This window comes from Myceligenerans indicum (genome assembly GCF_016742955.1).
Lineage (GTDB): Bacteria > Actinomycetota > Actinomycetes > Actinomycetales > Cellulomonadaceae > Myceligenerans > Myceligenerans indicum.
The window spans coordinates 22,878-44,762 of the sequence record NZ_JABBYC010000016.1 but is presented as its reverse complement, the minus strand read 5'-3'; the positions used below and the strand labels follow the sequence as shown (position 1 = coordinate 44,762).

24 protein-coding genes are annotated in these 21,885 nt (G+C 72.8%); 8 read left to right on the top strand and 16 right to left on the bottom strand.

The window, feature by feature from the left end:
• Window positions 1-10: 10 nt before the first annotated feature.
• The 3 genes from HGK34_RS11005 to HGK34_RS10995 all read left to right on the top strand — a co-directional run bounded on the left by HGK34_RS11005 (window position 11) and on the right by HGK34_RS10995 (window position 2,219).
• Window positions 11-811: a methyltransferase domain-containing protein gene (locus HGK34_RS11005; protein WP_201847116.1), complete on the top strand. Its 801-nt coding sequence runs from the start codon at window positions 11-13 to the stop codon at window positions 809-811.
• A 185-nt stretch (window positions 812-996) separates the two neighbouring features.
• Complete coding sequence (locus HGK34_RS11000) at window positions 997-1,782, top strand: LLM class F420-dependent oxidoreductase (protein WP_201847114.1); 786 nt, start codon at window positions 997-999, stop codon at window positions 1,780-1,782.
• Window positions 1,746-2,219 (top strand): SRPBCC family protein, encoded by a 474-nt coding sequence (locus HGK34_RS10995; protein ID WP_201847112.1) that lies wholly within the window; start codon window positions 1,746-1,748, stop codon window positions 2,217-2,219. The genes HGK34_RS11000 and HGK34_RS10995 overlap by 37 nt, the downstream gene beginning before the upstream one ends.
• Before the next feature lie 82 nt (window positions 2,220-2,301).
• Here the strand turns inward: HGK34_RS10995 and HGK34_RS10990 are convergent, their stop codons facing one another.
• The 9 genes from HGK34_RS10990 to infC form a co-directional block, all read right to left on the bottom strand.
• Window positions 2,302-3,186, bottom strand: coding sequence for an SDR family NAD(P)-dependent oxidoreductase (locus tag HGK34_RS10990; protein WP_307815907.1), 885 nt, complete (start codon window positions 3,184-3,186; stop codon window positions 2,302-2,304).
• Entirely contained in the window at window positions 3,179-5,788 is a 2,610-nt protein-coding gene (gene pheT, locus HGK34_RS10985) for a phenylalanine--tRNA ligase subunit beta (protein WP_201847110.1), read from the bottom strand. Before pheT ends, HGK34_RS10990 begins: the two co-directional genes overlap by 8 nt.
• Before the next feature lies 1 nt (window position 5,789).
• On the bottom strand, window positions 5,790-6,890 hold the full coding sequence (gene pheS / locus HGK34_RS10980) for a phenylalanine--tRNA ligase subunit alpha (RefSeq protein WP_201847108.1): 1,101 nt from the start codon (window positions 6,888-6,890) through the stop codon (window positions 5,790-5,792).
• Between the two features lie 331 nt (window positions 6,891-7,221).
• A complete protein-coding gene (gene thpR / locus HGK34_RS10975) occupies window positions 7,222-7,926 on the bottom strand; it encodes an RNA 2',3'-cyclic phosphodiesterase (RefSeq protein ID WP_201847106.1) in 705 nt (234 codons plus the stop codon).
• A gap of 42 nt (window positions 7,927-7,968) precedes the next feature.
• Window positions 7,969-8,343 carry a hypothetical protein gene (locus HGK34_RS10970; protein ID WP_201847098.1) on the bottom strand — a complete coding sequence of 125 codons (375 nt, stop codon included), beginning with the start codon at window positions 8,341-8,343 and terminating at the stop codon, window positions 7,969-7,971.
• A gap of 87 nt (window positions 8,344-8,430) precedes the next feature.
• The gene (locus tag HGK34_RS10965) at window positions 8,431-9,354 is read right to left on the bottom strand and encodes a TrmH family RNA methyltransferase (RefSeq protein WP_207193372.1); all 924 of its coding nucleotides are present in this window, start codon (window positions 9,352-9,354) and stop codon (window positions 8,431-8,433) included.
• Between the two features lie 2 nt (window positions 9,355-9,356).
• Window positions 9,357-9,740, bottom strand: a complete 384-nt coding sequence (gene rplT, locus HGK34_RS10960) for a 50S ribosomal protein L20 (RefSeq protein ID WP_192863042.1) — start codon at window positions 9,738-9,740, stop codon at window positions 9,357-9,359.
• Window positions 9,741-9,807: 67 nt separating this feature from the next.
• Window positions 9,808-10,002: a 50S ribosomal protein L35 gene (gene rpmI, locus HGK34_RS10955; protein WP_201847096.1), complete on the bottom strand. Its 195-nt coding sequence runs from the start codon at window positions 10,000-10,002 to the stop codon at window positions 9,808-9,810.
• Between the two features lie 101 nt (window positions 10,003-10,103).
• The gene (gene infC / locus HGK34_RS10950; protein ID WP_307815906.1) at window positions 10,104-11,153 is read right to left on the bottom strand and encodes a translation initiation factor IF-3; all 1,050 of its coding nucleotides are present in this window, start codon (window positions 11,151-11,153) and stop codon (window positions 10,104-10,106) included.
• Between the two features lie 303 nt (window positions 11,154-11,456).
• Between infC and HGK34_RS10945 the strand changes: the two genes are divergently transcribed.
• The 3 genes from HGK34_RS10945 (at window position 11,457) to HGK34_RS10935 (ending at window position 13,238) form a co-directional block, all read left to right on the top strand.
• Window positions 11,457-11,810, top strand: coding sequence for a DUF1844 domain-containing protein (locus tag HGK34_RS10945; protein WP_201847094.1), 354 nt, complete (start codon window positions 11,457-11,459; stop codon window positions 11,808-11,810).
• A 97-nt stretch (window positions 11,811-11,907) separates the two neighbouring features.
• Window positions 11,908-12,498 (top strand): hypothetical protein, encoded by a 591-nt coding sequence (locus tag HGK34_RS10940; RefSeq protein ID WP_201847092.1) that lies wholly within the window; start codon window positions 11,908-11,910, stop codon window positions 12,496-12,498.
• Window positions 12,495-13,238 carry a S1 family peptidase gene (locus tag HGK34_RS10935; RefSeq protein WP_201847091.1) on the top strand — a complete coding sequence of 248 codons (744 nt, stop codon included), beginning with the start codon at window positions 12,495-12,497 and terminating at the stop codon, window positions 13,236-13,238. The genes HGK34_RS10940 and HGK34_RS10935 overlap by 4 nt, the downstream gene beginning before the upstream one ends.
• A 36-nt stretch (window positions 13,239-13,274) precedes the next feature.
• On the opposite strand, the gene HGK34_RS10930 is transcribed toward HGK34_RS10935, so the two are convergent.
• The 7 genes from HGK34_RS10930 to HGK34_RS10900 form a co-directional block, all read right to left on the bottom strand.
• On the bottom strand, window positions 13,275-14,057 hold the full coding sequence (locus HGK34_RS10930) for an SseB family protein (protein ID WP_201847089.1): 783 nt from the start codon (window positions 14,055-14,057) through the stop codon (window positions 13,275-13,277).
• Window positions 14,054-14,794 carry a bifunctional 1-(5-phosphoribosyl)-5-((5-phosphoribosylamino)methylideneamino)imidazole-4-carboxamide isomerase/phosphoribosylanthranilate isomerase PriA gene (gene priA, locus HGK34_RS10925; protein ID WP_201847087.1) on the bottom strand — a complete coding sequence of 247 codons (741 nt, stop codon included), beginning with the start codon at window positions 14,792-14,794 and terminating at the stop codon, window positions 14,054-14,056. The genes HGK34_RS10930 and priA overlap by 4 nt, the downstream gene beginning before the upstream one ends.
• A 154-nt stretch (window positions 14,795-14,948) precedes the next feature.
• Window positions 14,949-15,608, bottom strand: coding sequence for an imidazole glycerol phosphate synthase subunit HisH (gene hisH / locus HGK34_RS10920; protein WP_201847086.1), 660 nt, complete (start codon window positions 15,606-15,608; stop codon window positions 14,949-14,951).
• On the bottom strand, window positions 15,608-16,213 hold the full coding sequence (locus HGK34_RS10915) for a hypothetical protein (protein ID WP_244666625.1): 606 nt from the start codon (window positions 16,211-16,213) through the stop codon (window positions 15,608-15,610). The genes hisH and HGK34_RS10915 overlap by 1 nt, the downstream gene beginning before the upstream one ends.
• A 5-nt stretch (window positions 16,214-16,218) precedes the next feature.
• Complete coding sequence (gene hisB, locus HGK34_RS10910; protein WP_201847084.1) at window positions 16,219-16,845, bottom strand: imidazoleglycerol-phosphate dehydratase HisB; 627 nt, start codon at window positions 16,843-16,845, stop codon at window positions 16,219-16,221.
• Window positions 16,842-17,981, bottom strand: coding sequence for a histidinol-phosphate transaminase (locus HGK34_RS10905; protein ID WP_201847177.1), 1,140 nt, complete (start codon window positions 17,979-17,981; stop codon window positions 16,842-16,844). Before HGK34_RS10905 ends, hisB begins: the two co-directional genes overlap by 4 nt.
• 164 nt (window positions 17,982-18,145) lie before the next feature.
• Window positions 18,146-18,631, bottom strand: a complete 486-nt coding sequence (locus HGK34_RS10900; protein WP_201847082.1) for a Rieske (2Fe-2S) protein — start codon at window positions 18,629-18,631, stop codon at window positions 18,146-18,148.
• A gap of 114 nt (window positions 18,632-18,745) precedes the next feature.
• Here HGK34_RS10900 and HGK34_RS10895 point away from each other — a divergent pair, with 114 nt between their 5' ends.
• Window positions 18,746-19,165: a hypothetical protein gene (locus HGK34_RS10895; RefSeq protein WP_201847080.1), complete on the top strand. Its 420-nt coding sequence runs from the start codon at window positions 18,746-18,748 to the stop codon at window positions 19,163-19,165.
• A 78-nt stretch (window positions 19,166-19,243) separates the two neighbouring features.
• On the top strand, window positions 19,244-21,856 hold the full coding sequence (locus HGK34_RS10890) for a RecQ family ATP-dependent DNA helicase (protein WP_307815905.1): 2,613 nt from the start codon (window positions 19,244-19,246) through the stop codon (window positions 21,854-21,856).
• Window positions 21,857-21,885 lie beyond the last annotated feature (29 nt).

The following is a 21,885-nucleotide window of genomic DNA, read 5'->3' as shown; positions in this document are numbered from 1 at the left end:
AGGGTCTCCCATGGCCGACTGGTCTCCCGCCCGATACCTGCAGTTCAGCGACGAGCGCTCCCGGTCCTTCCGGGACCTGGTCACCCGCCTGGCCGAACTCCTGGCCGCGCGGGACGTGACACCCTCGGACGTCGTGGACCTCGGATGCGGGCCCGGTCATCTCACCGAGGTGCTGCGGTCGCACTGGCCGGACACCACCGTGACCGGCATCGACTCCTCGCCGGCGATGATCGAGCGGGCGAGGGAGCACGATCGACGGACCACTTATGTCGAGGGCGACATCGCCGACTTCGCGGCCGGGCGTCTCGACGTGACCGGAGCGGACGTCGTGGTGAGCAACGCCGCGCTGCAGTGGGTGCCCGAGCACCGGGACCTCCTGCCCTTGCTGCGCGACAGGGCCCGCCAGGCCCTCGCGTTCCAGGTCCCGGGAAACCACGACGCGCCGTCACACCTGCTGCTGCGAGAGGTCGCCGCACGCGAGCCCTACGCGTCGGCCCTCGGCGCACCGGTGACACGGCGGGCCACCGACGACCCCGTGGGCTACGCGGACCTGCTGGCCGCCCCGGGCTGGGCCGTCGACGTGTGGGAGACCACGTACACGCACGTCCTCGCGGGGCCGGACCCGGTGCTTCGGTGGATCAGCGCCACCGGGGCCCAGCCCACGCTGCACGCGCTCGAGGAAGCCGACCCCGCTCTGCGTGCGCGGTTCGAGAAGGACTACGGCGCCGCGCTGCGCGAGGCGTATCCCGAGCGCCCTTACGGGACACCGCTGGCGTTCCGCAGGGTGTTCGCGATCGCGTCGCGCACCTGACGCGCCACGGAACGGGGCGCCGGCGTCATCACGGTCCAGCTCGACCGGAAGAGCGGCCAGGTGATGGATCCAGCGAACGGGCTCACGATCCTGCAGGCCCCAGGCCCGGTCCCGCAGGCCTATTCCCGAGTTCGCCGAGAGCCTAGCCCGCGAATCACCGGTGCGCCCGGGCGTAGCCTGACGCCATGACCAAGCGCCCCATCCGCATCGCAGTCCAGCTCCAGCCACAGCACGCCGACTACTCCCAGATCCGCGACGCCGTCCTGCGCGCCGAGGACCTGGGCGTCGACGTCATCTTCAACTGGGACCACTTCTACCCGCTCTACGGCGACCCGGACGGCAAGCACTTCGAGTGCTGGACCATGCTGGGTGCCTGGGCGGAGCAGACCGAGCGCGTCGAGATCGGCGCCCTGGTGACCTGCAACTCCTATCGCAACCCCGACCTGCTGGCCGACATGGCACGCACGGTCGACCACATGTCCGGTGGCCGGCTGATCCTGGGGGTCGGGGCGGGCTGGTTCGAGAAGGACTACGACCAGTTCGGCTACGAGTTCGGCACCGCCGGCGCCCGCATCAAGAAGCTCGGTGAGGACCTGCCGCGCATCAAGAACCGCTTGGCGGCCGGAAACCCGGCCCCGGTGCGCGACATCCCGATCATGATCGGCGGCAGCGGCCCGAAGAAGACGCTGCGGATCGTGGCCGAGCACGCGGACATCTGGCACGGCTTCGGCGACGCGGGAACGATCGCCACCAAGTCGGCGATCCTCGACCAGCACGGCACCGACGTGGGCCGCGACACCGCCGGCCTGGTGGAACGGTCGGCAGGCGTCGACGGCGACCCGGCCCAGCAGGGCCAGGCCATGCTCGACGCCGGCGTCACCCTGCTCACGATCGGCGTGGGCGGCCCGGACTACGACCTGTCGACCGTCAAGGAGTGGATCGACTGGCGCGACGCACGGGCCGCGGGCTGATGTCCACCCCGTACACGGTGTCCGCCGAGATCGACGCGCCGCCGGAGGACGTCTGGCAGATCGTGGCCGACATCGAGGCCTGGCCGGAGTGGACGTCCTCGATGACCTCGGTCCGGATCGTGGAGGGCCCCAACCCGCCCGATGCCGGCACCGAGGTGCGGATCGAGCAGCCGGGCCTGCCGCTGGCGATCTGGACGGTCGACGACTGGGACCCGCCGCGCATGTTCGCCTGGACCAGCGCCGTGCCGGGCATGCGCACCCAGGCCGAACACGTCGTCGAAGACCTGGGCGAGGGCCGCTCCCGCGTCACCCTCACCATCACCCAGGTCGGGTCGTTCGCGGGCGTCCTCGGAGCCGTGACAGGCAAACACACCCACACACTGGTCGACACCGAGCTCGCGAGCCTCAAGACCCGCGCGGAGTCCGGCGCCCGCTGAGACCGTGGGCCCGGCCAGGTCACCAGCTCAGGACACCCCGCGCGTACGCCCGGCGGTGACCGGCGGGAACACCGCCCGCCGGTCACCGCCCGATGAGCACGTCCCTCAAGGGGTCCTCCGGTCCGGCGGGCAGGATGCGGAGGCGGCGGCGCGCCGTGGCAGGCACCTGGCCGCTCTCCGCGGCGGCAACGAGCTGCCGCAACGACTCCGGTGTGTCGTGCGTGGCGCGGACGAGCCAGCCGGCGCAGGCGTCCAGGTGTCCGGCCGCGATCGCGTTCACGAGGTCCGTCACTCGCTCCGGCGGCGTCCAGTCGGTGCGGTTCGCGTGGATGGCGAGCGCGGTCGACATCCTGGTCTTCACCGTGCCGGGCGCGAGCTCGAACACGCGCAGCCCGCGGTCGTGCCCTTCCGCGTGCAGTGCGGCACCCATCCGGACGAGCGCCGTCTTGCTCGCGTTGTAGGCCGAGTGCCCGAGAGGCCCTTCATGGGTGCTCGCCCCGGACGCGAGGTCGATGACCCGGCCGCCGCCGCGCGCCAGCATGCCGGGAACCACATGGCGGTTCAGCAGGAACACCCCACGTACGTTGGCCTCGAAGGTGGCCCACCAGTCCTCGGGATCCGCCTCCCAGAGCGGAGCCTCGGACTCAAGGCGGCCTGCGTTGTTCACCAGCAGGTCGACCGACCCGAGCCCGCCGTCCGGCCGTTCGGCCCGTGCGACGGCGTCGCGCACCTCCGCCTCGGACGTGACGTCCGCAGTGAGCACGACAGCGGCGCGGCCGAGTTCACGGATCTCGTCCGCGACCTCGGCCAGGCGCTGCTCGTCCCGCGCGAGCAGCGCCACGTCGAGCCCGGCACGGGCCAGGCCGAGCGCCACCTCTCGCCCGATCCCCCGCGATGCGCCCGTCACGAGCGCAGTCCGGGCGGGCGGCACGGCCGCCGTCCCGGCCTGCACCTGCTCGTCAGGCACGCAGCACCGCCCCGACCCGCTCGGCCGCGGCGACGATGGCCTCGCGCACCCCGCGCACCTCGTCCGCGGACAGCGTGCGGTCGGCAGCGCGCAGCCGCACCGCGTAGGCGAGGGACTTGCGCCCCTCCCCGACCTGCTCGCCGGTGAAGATGTCGAACAGGCTGACGTCCTCCAGCAGCCCACCGCCGCCGGAGACGATCGCTTCGCGGAGCGTGGACGCGGGCAGCCCGGCGTCGACGACGAACGCGAAGTCCTCCTTCGCGGCGGGGAAGGCGGACACCGGGCTGGCTGCCACCGGCTCACCGGGCGCCACGGCGACGAGCGTCGACAGGCCGAGCTCGAACGCCGAGGCGCGGGCCGGGAGTCCGAATGCCTCGACCACCTTGGGGTGCAGCTCCCCGGCGTGGCCCACCAGATGGGTGCGGCCGGAGGCATCGATGGCCTCCAGCTTCGCGCAGCGGCCCGGGTGCCAGGGCAGGTGCTCGGTGTCCGCCGTCACGGTGACCTCGACGCCCGCGCGCTCCGCGACCAGACGGGCGGCGGCGACCGCGTCCGCCCAGTCGGCGACACGGCCCTTGCCCCACCAGCCCGCAGCTTCCCGGTTGCCCGTCAGGACACCCGCGACGCGGCGCGGCTGCTCCGGTGTCGCGGCGGCGAGCAGATCCAGGTCGGCGTCCGACGGACGGACACCACCCGGCAGGGCAGGCGCAGCCGGCGCGTCCGGCGCGGGGCGCGTGACGAGGCCGATCTCGAAGACCGCGAGGTCGGACAACCCGCGCGAGACATTCCGCCGCGCCGTCTCCAGCAGGGTGACCAGCAGGTTCGTTCGCATGAACGGACGATCCTCGGCCAGCGGGTTGGCGAGCCGGACGGAGGTACGACGTGGGTCGTCGTCGGGCAGGCCGAGAGCGTCGTAGTCGGCCGCACCGACGAACGGGTAGCTGAGCACCTCCACGAACCCGGTTTCGGCCAGCGCACGGGCGACGGAGCGACGGGTCCGCTGCTCCGTGGTCAGTCCCCGCCCTCCCGGCGCCTTGGGCAGCACGGACGGGATCTGGTCGTATCCCTGGATGCGCACGACCTCTTCGACCAGGTCGGCCGGACCGGTCAGGTCAGGACGCCAGGTCGGCGGCGTGACGGTGAACGCCTCGGCAGGAACGTCCCGCTCGCTCGACACGGAGACCTCGCACCCGACGTCCTCGAGCGTCGACCGCACCTGCTCCGGCGTGTACGAGACACCGGAGAGCCGGGTCGGCTCACCGGCCGGGAGCGTGATCGAGTCCCGCGGGGCCGTGGCGGCGGCGTCACCGACGTCGCTCACCGCGGGATCCGCCGTGCCACCGCCGTACTCGAGCAGCAGGTCCACGACGCGCTGGGCCGCCACGGCAGGCAGCAGCGGGTCCACCCCGCGCTCCCAGCGCTTGGCGCCTTCCGTCGGGAGCTTGTGCCGGCGAGCGGTGCGCGCCACGGTGGTCGGTTCGAAGTGCGCGGCCTCGACCAGCACGTCGGTCGTGGTCGCGGAGATCTCCGAGGACGCCCCGCCCATCACGCCCGCGAGGCTCAGCACCCGGGAGCCGACGGCGCCGTCCGGCGAGTCGGTGATGACCAGGTCCTCCGCGTCCAGCGTGCGCCGGACATCATCCAGGGTGGTGAACTGCTCCCCCGCGGCCGCGCGGCGCACCACCATCGGGGCGGCTACCTGGACGAGGTCGTAGGCGTGCAGCGGCTGGCCGAGGTCCAGCATCACGTAGTTCGTGACGTCCACGGCGAGCGAGATCGACCGCATCCCGGAGTTCTCCAGGCGACGGCGCATCCACTCCGGCGAGGGCGCGGTGGGGTCGATGCCCCGCACGATCCTCGTGACGAACCGGTCGCAGCCGAGCCGCCCGGCGATCGGCGCCGCGTCCTGGAGCAGCACCTCGAACCCGTCCGGCGTGGCGGCTGGCTCCGCACCGGTCAGCGCACCAGGATCGGTGAACTTGGCGCCCGTGGAGTGCGAGTACTCGCGTGCCACGCCGCGATAGCTGAACGCGTACCCGCGGTCCGGCGTCACGTTGATCTCCAGGACCTCGTCGCCGAGACCGAGCAGCGCGATCGCATCCTGGCCGGGGGTCAGGTCCTCCTTGGCGAAGCCCATGTCGCGCGGCAGCACGATGATCCCACCGGAGTCGCCGTCCAGGCCGAGCTCTGCCGGGGAGCAAATCATGCCGTCGGACACGTGGCCGTAGGTCTTGCGCGCGGCGATCTCGAACCCGCCGGGCAGCGTGGTACCGGGCAGCGAGACGACCACCAGGTCCCCGACGCCGAAGTTGTGCGCACCGCAGACGATCCCGCGTGGCGTGCCTCCGTCGGCGACGGAGCGGCCGTCCTCGTTGTGCGTGCCGACGTCGACCTGGCACCAGTTGATCGTCTTGCCGTTCTTCTGCGGCTCGGCCGTCAGTTCCAGGACCCGGCCCACCACGAGCGGCCCGGTCACCGCGGCGGGGTGGATCTCTTCCTCTTCCAGGCCGACCTTCACGAGGGCCTCGGCGAGCTGGGCGGCCGTCAGGCCGGCGGGCAGCTCGACGTGGTCCGCGAGCCAGTCCTTCACGATGCGGGGCACGTCAGATCTCCGTCCCGAACTGGGTGGAGAAGCGGACGTCGCCCTCCACGATGTCATGCATGTCAGCGATGCCGTGGCGCAGCATGAGCGTGCGCTCGATGCCCATGCCGAACGCGAAGCCGGAGTACTCGTCCGGGTCGATCCCGGCCGTCCGGAGCACGTTGGGGTTGACCATGCCGCAGCCGCCCCACTCGATCCAGCCCGCGCCACCCCGCTTCTGCGGGAACCACAGGTCCATCTCGGCGCTGGGCTCGGTGAACGGGAAGAAGCTGGGGCGCAGACGCGTACGGGCCTCGGGCCCGAACATCGCCCGCGCGAACGCGTCCAGGGTGCCCACGAGGTTCGCCATCGTCAGGCCCTTGTCCACCGCGAGCCCCTCGACCTGGTGGAACACGGGGGTGTGGGTCTGGTCGAGCGCGTCGGTGCGGAACACCTTGCCGGGGCATGCGATGTACAGCGGCGCTCCCCGATCGAGCATGCTGTGAGCCTGCACGGGCGAGGTGTGGGTACGCAGCACGAGGTTCGACGACGCGGCGCCCGCCCCGGCGTCCTGCGGCCCGCCGGCCGTCCGGGTCCCGCCGACGTAGAACGTGTCCTGCATCTGGCGGGCCGGGTGGTCGGGGCCGAAGTTGAGCGCGTCGAAGTTGAACCACTCCGACTCCAGCTCGGGTCCGTCCGCGATCTCCCAGCCCAGGCCGACGAAGAAGTCGGCGATTCGCTCCTGGACCGACTCGATCGGGTGGCGGGCACCGGAGGCGGTGCGCACGGCCGGCAGGGTGACGTCGACGGCCTCCTCCACGAGCACACGTTCGTCACGCTCCGCCTCGAGTTGCGTCTGGCGCGCCGCGACGGCCTTGTTGACGCGCCCGCGACGCGGGCCGATCAGCTTGCCGGCTCGCGCCTTGTCTGGTCCGGGCAGGGTGCCGATGGCGCGGTTCGCGAGCGCCAGCGTGCTGCGGTCTCCGGTGTGTGCGGTGCGGGCGGCCTTGAGCTCGTCGAGGTCAGCAGCCTTCGCGATCTCGGCGAGGGCCTGCTCGACGGCGGCGTCGAGAGCCGCCTCGTCGAGCGGGTCGACGGTGGCCTGAATGTCGGGCGTGGACATGCTTGCCTTCCTGGCGGGGTCGGGAGCCGGGGGCACCGATCCGGATCGGACGGCGCCGCACGCGGCACGTGCAGTCTAGATGCCCGCCAGGGCCCTGGTCGCTCCATCCACAGGGAGGTATCTCGCGACGATCAGTGCGCGCGAGGTGCGCGTCCCACCAGGCCCGTGACGGGCCTGGTAAATCGGTGATCACGCGCCTGCATGGCGCTCATCCTGGCACATCCCGGCGATCCACGTCACGCCCCCACCCGGGTACGCCGCGCTTGGCACACTATTTACCGCCTGCTCGCTTCGGTGTGGTCCGTGACGAGCACAGCCGGCAGCCGAGACCTCAGCCGCGCAGTTCGAAGGCCTCGAGCACGGTGTACCGGGGCCCACCCTGCGCGCCCTCGCCAGGCCGGGACTCGACCAGCGCGAACGACTCGACCGGCCACGGCGGTCCCGCGTACACGGACAACGCGTGCGCGGCGGGCTCCAGCTCCGACCGGGCGTCGGCGAAGGGATCGCGGGCCCCCTCGCGTGCAGGCCCCTCGCGTGCAGGCCCCGCCGTCCGGGCTCCGCCGCCCCGGCCGCCACCGCTCTTGGCGTCGTACCCGGTGCGCCGCTTGCCCCAGCGGTCCCGGCCCCGGGGCGCCCGCACCTGCCCGGCCCGCGCCCGCGCGATGGTCAGGTGCGGACGGTGCGGCTTGACGTCCTCGGGCACCTCGCGCGGCGACGCGACGAGGCAGTCCCCCGCGAGATCCCGCAGCCGGCCCACCTCGTGGTCGACGCCGATCCACAGCACTCTGCTGCCGAACGATCCCGCACCACGCAGGCGCAGGTCGAACGGGCCGTGCTTGCCGGCGACGACAGCGAGCTCGGCCGACAGGTCCTCGACGGCACCCTCCGGCACGTCCGCGTAGAACGACAACGTGATGTGCCGGTTCTCGCGCGGCACCCATCGCGGGGAAGCCCCCGTGCTGGTCACGCCGTGGACGGCGAGATCGAGATGGTCAAGGACATCCTCGGGCGGAAGGACCGCCGTGAACAACCGCACGCGTTGATCCTAGGCGTGCGTGGCCCGGAACCGGTAGCTGTTTCACGACCCACCGGCACGGCGCCGGGCGACCGCCCAGCAGACCGCCGCGGCGATCGCGACAGCGACGAGCTGGCCACCCAGCACGATACGCCCCACGTTCACCGCCGGGATCCAGCGGGCGCCGTCGTCGTCCACCTCGAAGACGCCGGCAGGCTCGCCACGGCGGCCGAAACCGATGCCCCCGCCGCCGCCCTCCGGACCGTCCTCGGGGCCCTCGGCTCCTCCGCCACCACCGCCGCCGACGCCGTTCCAGATGCGCGCGACCGGGATGACGAGCCTCCCGCCGTGCTCGTACGCCTCGCCGAAGACCTGCCGTACGCCGAGTTGCTCGGCCGCGGCGTTCGTGAGGCGTGTCAGATCCGGCACATATCTCATGGGGTTCACGCTATCGGCGGACGCCATTCCCTGCCAGGGGTTGCGCCGCAGGCCACGGGACGTGACGCCGACATCCCGCGGGCGCGGTCAGCGCTGGGCGCGGCTGCTCGCGTACAGGCAGACGGCGGCGGCCGTCGCCAGGTTGAGCGACTCCGCCCGGCCCCGGATCGGGACGCGTACGACGGCGTCCGCCAGGGCGCGGTCCGCGGCGGGCAGGCCCCACGCCTCGTTCCCGAACACCCAGGCGGTCGGGGCGGTCAGGTCAGGCACACCCCCCTGCCCGACGGCGTCCTGGAGGTCGTCGAGGTCGTGCGACCCGGCGCCGTCGGCGGCCAGCACCTGGCACCCGGCCCCGCGAAGATGTGCCACGACGTCGGCCAGCGCCGGCCCCGTGACGACGGGCAGGTGAAAGAGCGAGCCCGCCGTGGAGCGCACGACCTTGGGGTTGTGCACGTCGACACTCCGGCCGGCGAGAACGACCGCGTCGGCCCCGGCCGCGTCGGCGGCGCGGATCACCGTCCCGGCGTTGCCGGGATCGCGCACATCGGCGAGGACCGCGACCAGCCGCGCGCCGGGCCGAGCCACGTCGGGCCAGGTGAGCCCGGCCGTCTCGGAACGCAGCACCGCGAGAACGCCCTGCGCGTCGGGGCTCATCGCATCCAGCACCTCAGGCGTCGCGACATGCATCCGGAGCGAGCCCGCGTGTCCACGGCTCCGTTCCGTTCGCGCTCCCGCCGGCGCGGTGGCCCGGTCGCGGGTCGCGGCCACGATCTCGGGGTACCTCTCGGCCGCGGCCGGCGTCAGGTAGACGTCGCGCACCGAGCCGTCCGGGGCCCAGCGCACCGCCTCACGCACCCCCTGCGGGCCCTCCACCAGGAACAGCCCGTGCCGGGAACGCGCCGAACGCCCGGACAGGGCCCGCACCTGCTTGATCCGATCCGCCCGCGGATTCGCGAGCGTCACGTCGAGGGTGCTGGGCGCCGTCCGGGCGTCCGGGTGGTTGTCGGCCAACCTCAGGCCGCGGCCGGGGCGTTGACGTCCGCCGGGAGCGCGTCCTTGGCGACCTGGACGAGCGCGTTGAACGCGGCCACGTCGTTCACCGCGAGCTCGGCGAGCATGCGGCGGTCGACCTCGACACCGGCGGCCTTCAGGCCCTGGATGAGGCGGTTGTAGGTGAGGCCCTGCGCGCGGGACGCGGCGTTGATGCGCTGGATCCACAGCTTGCGGAAGTCACCCTTGCGGGCCTTCCGGTCGCGGTAGCTGTACACCAGCGAGTGGGTGACCTGCTCCTTCGCCTTGCGGTAGAGGCGCGAGCGCTGGCCGCGGTAACCGCTGGCCCGCTCGAGAGTCGTACGACGCTTCTTCTGGGCGTTGACCGCCCGCTTCACGCGTGCCACGTGATGCTCCTAGTCCTTCGGGCTGGAAGTGGTCTGCCGGTGCCGTGACCTCACGGCACCCGGGAGGTCACTTGCCGAGCAGCTTCTTGATCTTCTTGACGTCGGCCTGGCTGACCTGCTGGTCCAGCGCCAGGCGGCGGGTACGCGTGGTCGGCTTGTGCTCGGCGTAGTGGCGGCGGTTGGCCTGCTCACGCATGACCTTGCCGCTGCCGGTGACCCGGAACCGCTTCTTGGCACCGGAGTGCGTCTTGTTCTTCGGCATGACTGCCGTCTCTCCTCATGTCAGCCGGGCCCGCCGGGCCCGGCACTGCGTACCGGGCCCGATGAGGCGGTCCCGGTGTCAGGGTGGTCTCTGGTTCTCGCTCAGCTCTTGCGCGGTGCGCGCGGCTTGGGCGCGACCGGCTTGGGAGCCGCAGGCTTCGCGGCCGGCTTCGGTGCGGCGGCCGGTTTGGGCGCCGCCACCGGCTTGGCGGCAGCAGGCTTGGGCGCAGCCGCCGGCCTCGGCGCAGCTGCCGGCTTCGCCTCGGCCGCGGGCTTCGGCGCGGACGCGGGCCTCGGCGCGGACGCGGGCCTCGCCTCGGCAGCGGGCTTCGAGGCAGACGCCGGCCTCGGCGCAGACGCGGGCTTCGAGGCAGACGCGGGCTTCGAGGCCGTGTCCGGACGCGGCGCGGGGGCCGACCTCTTGACGTCCGACACCGCCGGCGCCGGAGCCGACGCAGGGGCCGACGACGCGGCCGCGACCTTCGCGGCGCCGGACGGGACCGGCTCCGCCTCCGCCGCCTCGGCCGCCTCCGCGGCCCGGCGCGCCTGGGACTTGCTCAGCTTCTCGTGACCGCGCTGCTTGAGCGGACGCTCGTTCTTGGCCTCGGCCTTCTTCTTCACCGGGCCGAGAACCATCGTCATGTTGCGACCGTCCTGCTTCGGCATGGACTCGACGAACCCGAGCTCCATGACGTCGTCCGCCAGGCGCTCGAGCAGGCGCCGACCCATCTCCGGGCGGGACTGCTCACGGCCGCGGAACATGATCATGACCTTGACCTTGTCGCCTGCCGCGAGGAACCGCTCCACGTGGCCCTTCTTGGTGGCGTAGTCGTGCGGGTCGATCTTCAGACGGAAACGGATCTCCTTGAGGATCGTGTTCGTCTGGTTCCGCCGCGCCTCTCGCGCCTTCATGTCGGACTCGTACTTGAACTTGCCGAAGTCCATGAGCTTGGCGACAGGGGGCCGGCTGTTCGGGGCGACCTCGACGAGGTCCAGGTCAGCGTCCTGGGCAAGCTTCAGGGCGACCGCCGTGGCAACCACGCCGACCTGCTCCCCGCCCGGGCCGATGAGCCGGACCTCGGGAACGCGGATCCGGTCGTTGATGCGAGGCTCGCTGATGGTGATGCTCCTAGGAAGTTGCAGGTGGACCACCAGGAACGAGAAGGGCCCCCGCCCTGAGCACAAGCGGAGGCCATCGAGGGTGGGCGGGCCGCAGGATGCTGGACGCGACCGCCCGACCGAAACCCGGACACTGTCGGCGCTTGGCGCACGGTGGCGACTCGGGTGGGATGGAATCCACTTGATGCACCCGGATCACAAGTCTCCGGGTTGGTCGCCGACCAGGCTAGCACGCATGCCGCCGCCCCGGACACCCGTAACCCCTGTGACACGCGGCTCACCACGCATGACCGCGGGTGTCGAGCCTACCTCGTACCGGATGCAAGGATGGCTCCCATGAGCAGCACCAGCGAGACGAACGCCGGGGACGCCACCCGGGACATCGCCGACGTCGCGGCCGTCGAGGTCATCACGACGGCCGCGGTCCACCTGATGAGCGCCGCCGCTGTGAAATGCGGCCTCGCCGAGGGCGAGGACGCCCGCGAGCACCTGGATCTCGACGAGGCCCGCAAGCTCATCACGGCGCTGGCCGCTCTCGTGACGGCGTCGGCCGCCGATGTCGGCAACCAGCACGCCCGTTCGCTGCGCGACGGCCTGCGCTCGCTCCAGCTCGCGTTCCGCGAGGCGTCCGTCATCCCCGACGAGCCGGGCGAGGGCCCTGGCGAGAAGTACACCGGCTCCGTCGTCTGACCAGCGCGTCGTCCGACCAGCCCGTCGTCCGACCAGCCCGTCGTCGTCCGCACCCCGTTCGCCGTCGTCCGACCCTGTCCGCGACCGAAGTAGGCCCATGACCACCACCCCTCCCGTCCTGCCGCCGGCCGCCGGGCCCGATGTTCCGCATCCCCCTCCCTCACCGCCCGGAGCCGGCCCGCGAGGACGCCGGTCCGGCGCCGCGCCCTGGCTCGCCGTCGCACTGGTGCTGGCACTCGCGCTGGCCGGCTACCTGTGGGTGACCACGACGGAATGGCAGCGCACCTCCCAGGAGTGGCAGGACGAGGCGAACCGCTACGCGTCCGAGGCCGCGACGCTGGACCAGCAGCTCGACGGCGCGAACGCCGAGGTGGACGCCGCGCGGGAGCAACTGGCCGCCGCCACCGGCAGGATCAGCGAACTGGCCAACGAGAAGGCGCAGCTCGGGGACGAGAACGTAGCCTCGCGGCAGCACCTCGACTACCAGGCTCGCGTCAGCCAGGCCGCGGCGAAGGTAGCCGTCGCGCTCGGCCAGTGCGTGAACGCGCAGGACCAGCTCATCGGCTACCTGGAGGACGCCGACGCGTACGACCCCGCCGGCCTGACACGCTTCAAGGACGAGGTGGGCGAGCTCTGCGACAAGGCCAACGACGCCAACCAGGCGCTGCAAGAGGAGCTGCGGTCATGAGGCGGGGCACGTGGCGCGCCTGGGGACTTGCCACGCTGATCGCCGTCACCACGGCGGGCTGCGGGGTCCTGCCCCCGCTGCCGGAGCCCGTGCCGAGTGAGATCACACCGTCCGGGGCGGCCGGTCTGGAGCCGGCTCTGGGCAGCGACCCGCTCTCGCCCGACGGGTTCGACGCCGTCCAGCGCATGGCCGTGCGGGTGCGCAACGTGGGGTGCGACGAACTGTCGACCGGATCGGGCTTCGCGATCGACAAGCACACGCTGATCACGAACAAGCACGTGGTCGCCGACAGCAGCAACCTCCAGGTCAGCACGTACGACGGCCGTGACATCGACGTCGGGACCGCCGCCACCGCCGCCCTCGCGGACCTCGCGATCGTCCGCACCCGGGACGCGCTGCCCTCCTTCCCGGAACTCGCGGAGGCGGACCCGGAGCAGGGCGACGACGTGACGATCATCGGGTATCCGTCCGGCGGGGAGCTGACCATCTCCTCGGGTCTCGTGATCGGCTCGACGCGGGACCCTCTGAACGCCAACCTCGGCGAGGTGCTCGTCACGGACGCGAAGGTGGAGCCGGGCTCCTCCGGCTCGGCCGCGCTGGACAGCCAGGGCCGGGTGATCGGCGTGGTCTACGCCAAGACGGCCGACGACGACAGCCTTCTCGTGCCGATCTCCACGGTACGGGAGATGCTCTCGGACTCGGCCGCGTTCGAGGACGTCACCACCTGCACCGGCTCGTAGCACGCGGCCCGTCCACGCCGGGGCCCGGCGAACTCCCTACCGTGCCGCGCCGATGCGCAGTTCCAGCGAGTCCACGCGACGCGAGATGACGTCGGACGCACCGAGCCGGGCGTTGACCTGACCGAGCACGGTATCCAGCCCGGACCGGTCCAGGCCCGGATCGAGGGCCAGCACCACCGCGACCTCGGCCTTGCGCCCCGGCTCCGCGTGCGCGCTGACCACATGCTGCACGGGCGCCGCCGCGACCGTCACCGCCTGGGCGACCTCCTGCTCCACCCGCAGCCCGTCCTGCGTCGCCTCCAGCGCGGGACGCCACGGCTCCCCCTGGGCCAGCGCCCACACCGCGGGTCGCGGGACCTGCACGGTCACCGGTCCGCCCGGGTCGACGACGAGCAGCGACCAGTCCTCGTTCACGGCCGACAGCGCCGCGCGGGTGGCCTCGACCGGAACCGGCCGGGCGTCCGCGCGCCAGGCCGACATCGCGGCCACCGAGGTGAACACCGGCAGGGCCCGGCGTCCGTCCGGCGCCTGCAGTGCCACCACTCCGGAGGACGCCTCCTTGTCGACGTGCAGCGTCTGCCCGGACGGGCCGGCCACCTCCTCGCCGACCGCCAGCTCGGCGAGCACCGGCACGAGCACACGCGTGGACGCCAGGCGGGCCACGACGTCGGCCAGCGCAACCGCGCCGGTGGCATGCCCCGCCAGCAGCCCGGCGAGCTCCTCGTCGGCCGAGCCGTCGTCCCCCGCGAACTGGCTCGTGGGCTGGATCGACCGGCCCGCCCCGGTGGCGTCGCCCTCGCCCGCCGGTGAGGCCGTCACGGCCGGCCCGCCACGTCCAGGGCCTCGGGCAGCGTGAACGCTCCCGCGTACAGCGCCTTGCCCACGACGGCTCCCTCGATCTGCTTCCCCGTGGGAGTCCGCAGGGAGCGCAGCGCACTCAGGTCGTCCAGCGACGAGATCCCGCCCGATGCCACGACCTGCGCGGGCGTCCGCTCCGCAACCTCGGCGAGCAGCTCCACGTTGGGACCGCGGAGTGTGCCGTCCTTCGTCACGTCCGTGACCACGTAGCGCGCGCAGCCCGCCTCGTCGAGCCGTCCGAGCACCTCGTACAGATCGCCGCCCTCACGCGTCCAGCCGCGCGCCGCGAGCGTCGTGCCGCGCACGTCCAGGCCGACCGCGACCCGGTCCCCGTACTCGGCGATGGCCTCGGCCGTCCAGGCCGGGTCCTCGAGCGCGGCCGTGCCGAGGTTGACCCGGCGCGCCCCGGTCTCCAGCGCGCGGGCGAGCGAGGCGTCGTCGCGGATCCCGCCCGACAGCTCCACCTGCACGTCCAGCCGCCCGACGACGTCGGCCAGCAGTTCCGCGTTCGAGCCCCGCCCGAACGCCGCGTCCAGATCCACCAGGTGGATCCACTCCGCTCCCCCGCTCTGCCAGTCCAGCGCCGCCGAGAGCGGGTCGCCGTAGGAGGTCTCGGAGCCGGCCTCGCCCTGCACGAGGCGGACGGCCTGGCCGTCCGCGACGTCGACGGCGGGCAGCAGCACCAGTCGGTCGGTCATGGAATTCCTCTGTCTGTAGATACGGTCTGTCGATGATGCGGTCTGTCGATCGTGCGGCCCGTCGCCGGTGCACGACGGCGCTCCGTGGGTGCGCACCGCGCGGGACGTCACCGCACGGCACGGGGCCCGGGCGCCGTCGCGGGACGCGTGGCGCTCAGCCGAGTGTGCGGACCCAGTTCTCCAGGAGCCGGGCACCGGCGTCACCGGATTTCTCGGGGTGGAACTGCGTGGCGGCCAGCGGACCGTCCTCCACGGCGGCGACGAACCGTGTGCCGCGGATGGGCGTCCCCGCGTGCGCCCAGGTCACCAGTGGCGGTCGGAAGCGCGGGTCGGCGAACGAGTCGTGGCCCTGCGTGAAGTTCTGGGCGGCGTAGGAGTGCACGAAGTAGAAGCGCTCGTTCTCGACGCCGGCGAACAGCCGCGATCCCTCGGGGACCTCGACCGGCGCCCAGCCCATGTGCGGCACCACCGGGGCGTCGAGCCGTTCGACGGTCCCGGCCCATTCGCCCATGCCCTCGGCCCGCTCACCGTGCTCCACGCCGGCGTCGAACAGGATCTGCATGCCGACGCAGATGCCGAGCACCGGGCGTCCCCCCGCGATCCGGCGGCCGATCACCTCGTGGCCCCGCACCTTCCTCAGCCCCGCGATGCATGCGCCGAACGCGCCGACACCGGGCACCACCAGACCGTCCGCGTCCTGCGCGGCGGTCCGGTCGGCAGTGAGCGTCACCTCCGCACCCACCCGTTCCAGGGCGCGCGTCGCGGAGCGGACGTTGCCGAAACCGTAGTCGAGGACGACGACGCGCGCGCCCATCAGCCGTCGTCCTTGGTGCCGGGCTTGCCGCGGCTCGCCTTGCGGGCCTTGCGCGCGGCCGAGGTGAGCATCCGCATCGCCTTCATCCTGCCGATGGAGCCGGAGGCCACGACTCCCTCGAGGTCGGCCGGCTTGGCGAAACCGGTCAGGATGTCCTCGACCGTCTGCGGCGCGCCGCCGAGCAGCAGCGCCGGGGAGATCTCGTCCCCACGTTCACCGTCGGACCAGCGCACGCACGTCAGCTGTTCGCCCTTGCGCGTGACCTGCACCAGGGGAACGCCTCGCACGACCTGTGACAGCGCGGAGGCGGCGTCGTCGGGCCGGCTGCCCGACGGGTCGCGGAGCACGGCAAGCGCCCCGACCTCGGTGGGTACCGCGTCCAGGTCGATCCCGGCGAGCGACGCGGCCGCGGCGAGCGGCTCGGCGGACGCGATCTGGGTGATCAGGACGGCCATGTCCGGGTCGGACGACGGCCCGGTGAGCTCGGACAGGTCGTCCGGCACCTCGAGGCCGAGCTCGTCGAGCGAGCTCAGGTCGTCGGGGACGGCGGGGACCTCCGGCTCGTTCTCGCCGGGTTCGCCTGCGGGACGGGGTGTGTCGGTCATGGGCGTTACAGCGCACCCTTCGTGGACGGGATGCCCTCGACGCGCGGATCGCGCGCGACGGCGGCGCGCAGGGCACGCGCCAGGGCCTTGAACTGGGCTTCGACGATGTGGTGGGGGTCGCGGCCGGCGAGGACCCGCACGTGCAGCGTGACGTGCGCGTGGTGTGCCAGCGACTCCAGGACGTGACGCGTGAGGCTGCCGGTGAAGTGGCCGCCGACGAGGTGGTACTCCTGGCCGGCAGGCTCACCCTCGTGCACGAGGTACGGGCGTCCGGACACGTCGACGACGGCGAGGGCGAGGGACTCGTCCAGCGGAACGGTCGCGTCGCCGTAGCGGGCGATGCCGTGCTTGTCGCCGAGCGCCTGCCGCAGGGCCTGCCCGAGGCAGATCGCCACGTCCTCGACCGTGTGGTGGGCGTCGATGTGCGTGTCGCCGGAGGCATGGACGGTCAGGTCGATCAGCGAGTGCTTGCCGAGTGCTGTGAGCATGTGGTCGTAGAAGGGCACGCCGGTGGCGATGTCGGTGCGACCGGAGCCGTCGAGGTCGAGCTCGACGGTGACCTTGGACTCGGACGTGGCGCGCTCGATGCGGGCGCGGCGCGTGGCGGGGCCGGCTGCGTCGTCGGGGGTCATGCGGTCTCCTCGATCACGTTCGTGAGGGCTTCGACCACGTCGGTCAGGGCCCTGCGGAAGGCGGCGTTCTCCTGCGGGGTGCCGACGGATACACGGAGCCAGCCGTCCGGGCCGGTCTCGCGGATCAGGACCCCGCGGTCCAGCAGGCCCTGCCAGACCGCGTGGCGGTCGGCGAAGGTGCCGAACAGGACGAAGTTGGCGTCGGAATCGGCGACCCGGAGGCCGGCGCCGGCCGGGGTGCGCTGCTCGCGGAGCCAGGCGACGAGCGCGTCTCGCTCCTCACGGAGCCCGCCGACCTGGGCCATCAGCGTGTCGCGGTGCCGCAGGGCAGCGCGTGCGACCGCCTGCGTGACGGCGGACAGGTGGTAGGGCAGTCGGACCACGCGCAACGCGTCGACGAGGTCCGGCTGTGCGGCGAGGTAGCCGACGCGGGCGCCCGCGAGCGCGAACGCCTTGGACATCGTGCGCGTGACGGCGAGGTTGGGGTGGTCGGCGAGGAGGCTGACGGCGCTGGGCGTGCCTGCGCGGCGGAACTCCGCGTAGGCCTCGTCCACGACGACGACGGCCGGTGTGGCGGGATCCGCGGTCCGGGCTGCCTCCAGGACCGCCTCGATGGTACTCGGCGGCAACGCGGTACCCGTGGGATTGTTGGGGCTGGCCAGCAGGATCACGGAAGGACGGTGCTCGGCGATCGCGGCGGCCGCGGTGCGCGGGTCGACGGTGAAGTCCTCGTCGCGGCGGGCGGTGATCCAGCGGGTGTGGGTGTCGCGGGCGTACTCCGGGTACATGGAGTAGGTGGGTGCGAAGGACAGCGCGGTGCGCCCGGGGCCGCCGAACGCCTGCAGCAGGTGGAGCATCACCTCGTTGGAGCCGTTCGCGGCCCACACGGAGAACGGATCCATCGCCACACCTGTCTCCAGGGCGAGGTAGTCGGCGAGGTCCTGCCGCAGCTCGCTGAAGTCCCGGTCCGGGTACCGGTTCAGCCCCTCGGCCGCCCGGGCGACCTCGCGAGAGATGGTCTCCACGACGTCCGGTGACGGCGGGTAGGGGTTCTCGTTCACGTTGAGCAGCACCGGGACGTCCAGCTGGGGGGCGCCGTAGGGCTGCTCGTGGGCGAGCTCGGGCCGGATCGGCAAGCCGTTGAAGGGCGCACGCCCGCCGGGCGCGCCGGAGCCGCCCGAACGGGCCTCGGTGCTGGATGCGATCACCGGGCCAGTCTACGGAAGCAGTACGACGCGGCCGTCCCGGAGTCCGCCCAGCGGGCGGACCCGGGACGGGCTCGGCTTGCGCCGCCGGGCCGTTACGACGAGGGGACCACGTCGCCGCCGTCCACGGTGACCGGGATCTCCGGCAGGGGCTTGGGGGCGGGGCCCGCGAGGACCGCCGCGTCGGTGAGCGCATAGCGTGACCCGTGACAGGGGCAGGCAAGGTCCCCGTCGCCGGGGAGGACGGTGCAGCCCTGGTGCGTGCAGATCGCGCTGAAGGCGTGGATCTCGCCCTCGACGGGCTGTGTGACGAGCGCCTCCTGGCCGTCGATGGTCGCGGACACGGCGCCGCCGACGGGGACGTCCGCGACCGCCACGACGCCGCCGGACGCGGAGTCCGCTCCGGTTCCGTCGGACGTTGCGCCCCCTCCTGCGGAGCAGGCGGCGAGCGCGGCACCGCCGACCAGCGCCCCGGAAGCGACTCCCGCACCGCGCAGGATCTCGCGGCGGGTCGGGTCGCGCGCCGGTTCCGGTGACACCGCGGGAGCCGTGGCTGCCGGGTCGGTTCGGGTTCGTGTCATCAGGCTTCGTCCTTCGCGTGGGTGGCCGAGGGGCAGGTGCTGGTCCGGTGTCCGGGCTCTGCCGGGGCGAAATGCCTCTGGCGAACCGGGGCCGCATTCGGCAGCATGTCGATCATGGCCCCTTCACCTGGCGACACGCCAGCGATGCATCCGAACCGCTCCTCCGCGGCGACCGTATGGCGCTGGATCGGCGCCGTGGGCGTTCTCGCGTCCGCCGCCGTCCATCTCGTGCTCTGGTTCCAGGGATATCGAGATCTGGAGGTCGTCGGCCCGTTGTTCCTGCTCAACGCCGCGGGTGGAGTGGTTCTGGCCGTGGCCATCCTGGTGTGGCGCCACTGGCTTCCGCTGCTGGGCGGGATCGGTTTCGGCCTGCTCACGCTGACGGCGTACGTGCTGTCCGCGACCGTCGGGTTCTTCAGCGTGATGACGCCCTTCGAGTTCGCGGGCACGGCGGAGATCGTCTCCGCGATGGCGGACCTCACCGCGATCGTCGGCTCGGGCATGGCGATGCTGCGGGAACGGGGCGCCGCGTAGCGACGCGACCGGCAGGGTTTTCCACAGGTTCGGCGGCGGAGCGGACGCGTGTCGGTGGTCGCCTCTACGATCGACGGCGTGACCAACGATCCCTTCGCAGACCTCCCGTTCGCCGTGGAGGAGCCGCCGGACGACGACGCCGTCCTCGTCGATCTCGGCGACCCCGCGCTGCCGCCGTCGGCCCGCAACACGCCCGAGACACAGGCGGCCAGGCTCCAGATGCTGCGCGGGCTGCTCGACGAGGCGGACAGCTCGAGCGGTACCACCTCCGCCCGCGGGGCCGGCGGTGTCGCCCCTGAGGCCGATGACGACGGCGCGGTGTCCGGTGCGCCCGACACGGCACGCGCGGAGCCGCGCCGTGACGAGCCGCGACCCGCACGGCACGGCGCCGAGGAGACCGGTGCCGGGATTCCCGGTGCCGAGGCTGCCGACGAGGCTCACGCCGTCCACGAGCCCGCGCCGCGGTCGGTCGCAGCGGCTCCGGGATCGGGGCTGCGGGCCGAGGCCGAGGCCGCCCTGCGGACGCTCGTCGGCCGGGACGATGCCGCGCTGCGCGAGGACCAGTGGCGGGCGATCGAGGCCCTGGCGGCGTTCCGGCGCAGGGCGCTGGTGGTGCAGCGGACCGGATGGGGCAAGTCCGCGGTGTACTTCGTGGCGACCAAACTCCTGCGTGCGCGCGGAGCCGGCCCGACCGTGATCGTGTCGCCCCTGCTGGCGCTCATGCGCGACCAGATCGCGGCGGCCGAGCGCGCCGGGATCCGCGCCGTGACGATCAACTCGGCCAACGTCACCGAGTGGGAGCAGGTGCACGCCGATATCGCGACCGGCAGCGTGGATGTGCTCCTGTGTTCGCCCGAACGCCTGAACAACCCGGCGTTCCGGGACGACGTCCTGCCACGACTGGCCGCCGACGCGGGCCTCGTGGTGATCGACGAGGCGCACTGCATCTCCGACTGGGGACACGACTTCCGTCCGGACTACCGGCGCATCCGGACGCTCCTGGCGGACCTGCCCTCCGGGATTCCGGTACTCGCCACGACGGCCACGGCGAACCGGCGCGTCACCGACGACGTCGCCGAGCAGCTCGGCGTGCACGCCGCTGCCGCGCCACGGGAGGACGTGCTCGTGCTGCGCGGAGCACTGGACCGCGAGTCACTGCACCTGGCGGTCCTCGAACTGGGCGACCAGCCGACCAGGCTGGCATGGCTCGCGCAGACGCTGCAGGATGTCGAGGGCTCGGGCATCGTCTACTGCCTGACGGTGTCGGCGGCCGAGCAGGTCGCCGAGCAGCTCCGCGCCGCCGGACTGGCCGTGGCGGCCTACACCGGGCGCACGGAGCCCGCGCAGCGCGAGCAGCTGGAGGGCGACCTCAAGGAGAACCGTGTCAAGGCACTGGTCGCCACCTCCGCCCTGGGCATGGGCTTCGACAAGCCCGACCTGGCGTTCGTCGTGCACCTCGGAGCTCCTTCCTCCCCGATCGCCTACTACCAGCAGGTCGGCCGCGCCGGACGTGGTGTGGATCAGGCAGTGGCGGTGCTGCTGCCGGGGCAGGAGGACAAGGCGATCTGGGACTGGTTCGGCGCGCAGGCGTTCCCTGCGGAGCCGCAGGTGCGTGCCACGCTGGAGGCATTGCGGCAGGCGGGGACGCCGCTGTCGACGGCCGCGCTGGAGACACACGTCGATCTCAAGCGCTCACGCCTGGAGACCATGCTCAAGGTGCTCGACGTCGACGGCGCCGTGCGCCGGGTCAAGGGCGGCTGGGAGTCGACCGGGCAGGAGTGGGCCTACGATCGGGAACGCTACGAGCGGGTCGCCGCGACGCGGGCCGCCGAACAGCAGGCGATGATCGACTACGTCGCCGCACCCGGCTGTCGCATGGCGTACCTGCGAGCTCAGCTCGACGACCCGGATCTCGCCCAGGACTGGACGTGCGGGCGGTGCGACCGGTGCGACGGCGTGGATCTTCCCGATCCTCCCGACCCTGACGCCGTCACGGAGGCCCGCTCCGAGATGGACCGTCCGGGAACCTCGATCGAGGCACGCCGCATGTGGCCCAGCGGACTCTCCTCGCTCGGGCTGGAGCTGCGCGGGAAGATCCCCGCCGAGGAGCAGGCCGAGCAGGGCCGGGCCGTCGCCCGCCTGGACGGGCTCGGCTGGTCCGGACCGTTGCGCGACCTGTTCGCCGCCGCGACGCCCGACGGCGAGTTGCCGGTCCCGCTGCGCCGCGCCGCGGCCCGCGTTCTGGACGACTGGCCGGCGCTGCGTGAGGCGGCCGGCCAGGACGACGCGGACGGCGCTCCGGCCGCCGCCGACGAGTCCGGGGCAGCACCTGGACGTCTCGTGGTCGAGGGCGTGGTCGGCGTGCGGTCCGTGACACGGCCTCAGCTGTCCTACCACCTGGCCACGGGACTGGCGGCCTATCTGGGAGTACCCATGATCGGTGCCGTGGGCCCGGCTCAGGGGCAGGAGGAACCCGGCCGGCACGACGTGAACTCGGCGATGCGTCTCGCCGGTGTGGCACGCAGGCTCGAACTGCACCTCGGGGAGGGTGCGCTGCGCGGCCTGCCGGGCCGGACGGTGCTCCTGGTGGACGACTACACGGACTCGGGCTGGACCCTCACGGTCGCCGCCCGGCTGCTGCGCCAGGCGGGCGCGGCTCGGGTGCTTCCCTTCGTGCTGGGGATCCGGTAGGCCACCGACGGCTCGACGGCCTTCTGACC

Bases quoted from the DNA above. Each gene is read 5' to 3' on its own strand.
- hisB (WP_201847084.1), bottom strand. From the start codon at position 16,845: ATGACCCCCGACGACGCAGCCGGCCCCGCCACGCGCCGCGCCCGCATC.
- HGK34_RS10970 (WP_201847098.1), bottom strand. From the start codon at position 8,343: ATGAGATATGTGCCGGATCTGACACGCCTCACGAACGCCGCGGCCGAG.
- HGK34_RS10900 (WP_201847082.1), bottom strand. From the start codon at position 18,631: ATGACACGAACCCGAACCGACCCGGCAGCCACGGCTCCCGCGGTGTCA.
- HGK34_RS10945 (WP_201847094.1), top strand. From the start codon at position 11,457: ATGAGCAGCACCAGCGAGACGAACGCCGGGGACGCCACCCGGGACATC.
- HGK34_RS10940 (WP_201847092.1), top strand. From the start codon at position 11,908: ATGACCACCACCCCTCCCGTCCTGCCGCCGGCCGCCGGGCCCGATGTT.
- HGK34_RS11000 (WP_201847114.1), top strand. From the start codon at position 997: ATGACCAAGCGCCCCATCCGCATCGCAGTCCAGCTCCAGCCACAGCAC.
- pheS (WP_201847108.1), bottom strand. From the start codon at position 6,890: ATGTCCACGCCCGACATTCAGGCCACCGTCGACCCGCTCGACGAGGCG.
- rpmI (WP_201847096.1), bottom strand. From the start codon at position 10,002: ATGCCGAAGAACAAGACGCACTCCGGTGCCAAGAAGCGGTTCCGGGTC.
- priA (WP_201847087.1), bottom strand. From the start codon at position 14,794: ATGACCGACCGACTGGTGCTGCTGCCCGCCGTCGACGTCGCGGACGGC.
- HGK34_RS10935 (WP_201847091.1), top strand. From the start codon at position 12,495: ATGAGGCGGGGCACGTGGCGCGCCTGGGGACTTGCCACGCTGATCGCC.
- HGK34_RS10895 (WP_201847080.1), top strand. From the start codon at position 18,746: ATGGCCCCTTCACCTGGCGACACGCCAGCGATGCATCCGAACCGCTCC.
- HGK34_RS11005 (WP_201847116.1), top strand. From the start codon at position 11: ATGGCCGACTGGTCTCCCGCCCGATACCTGCAGTTCAGCGACGAGCGC.
- HGK34_RS10915 (WP_244666625.1), bottom strand. From the start codon at position 16,213: ATGACCGACACACCCCGTCCCGCAGGCGAACCCGGCGAGAACGAGCCG.
- hisH (WP_201847086.1), bottom strand. From the start codon at position 15,608: ATGGGCGCGCGCGTCGTCGTCCTCGACTACGGTTTCGGCAACGTCCGC.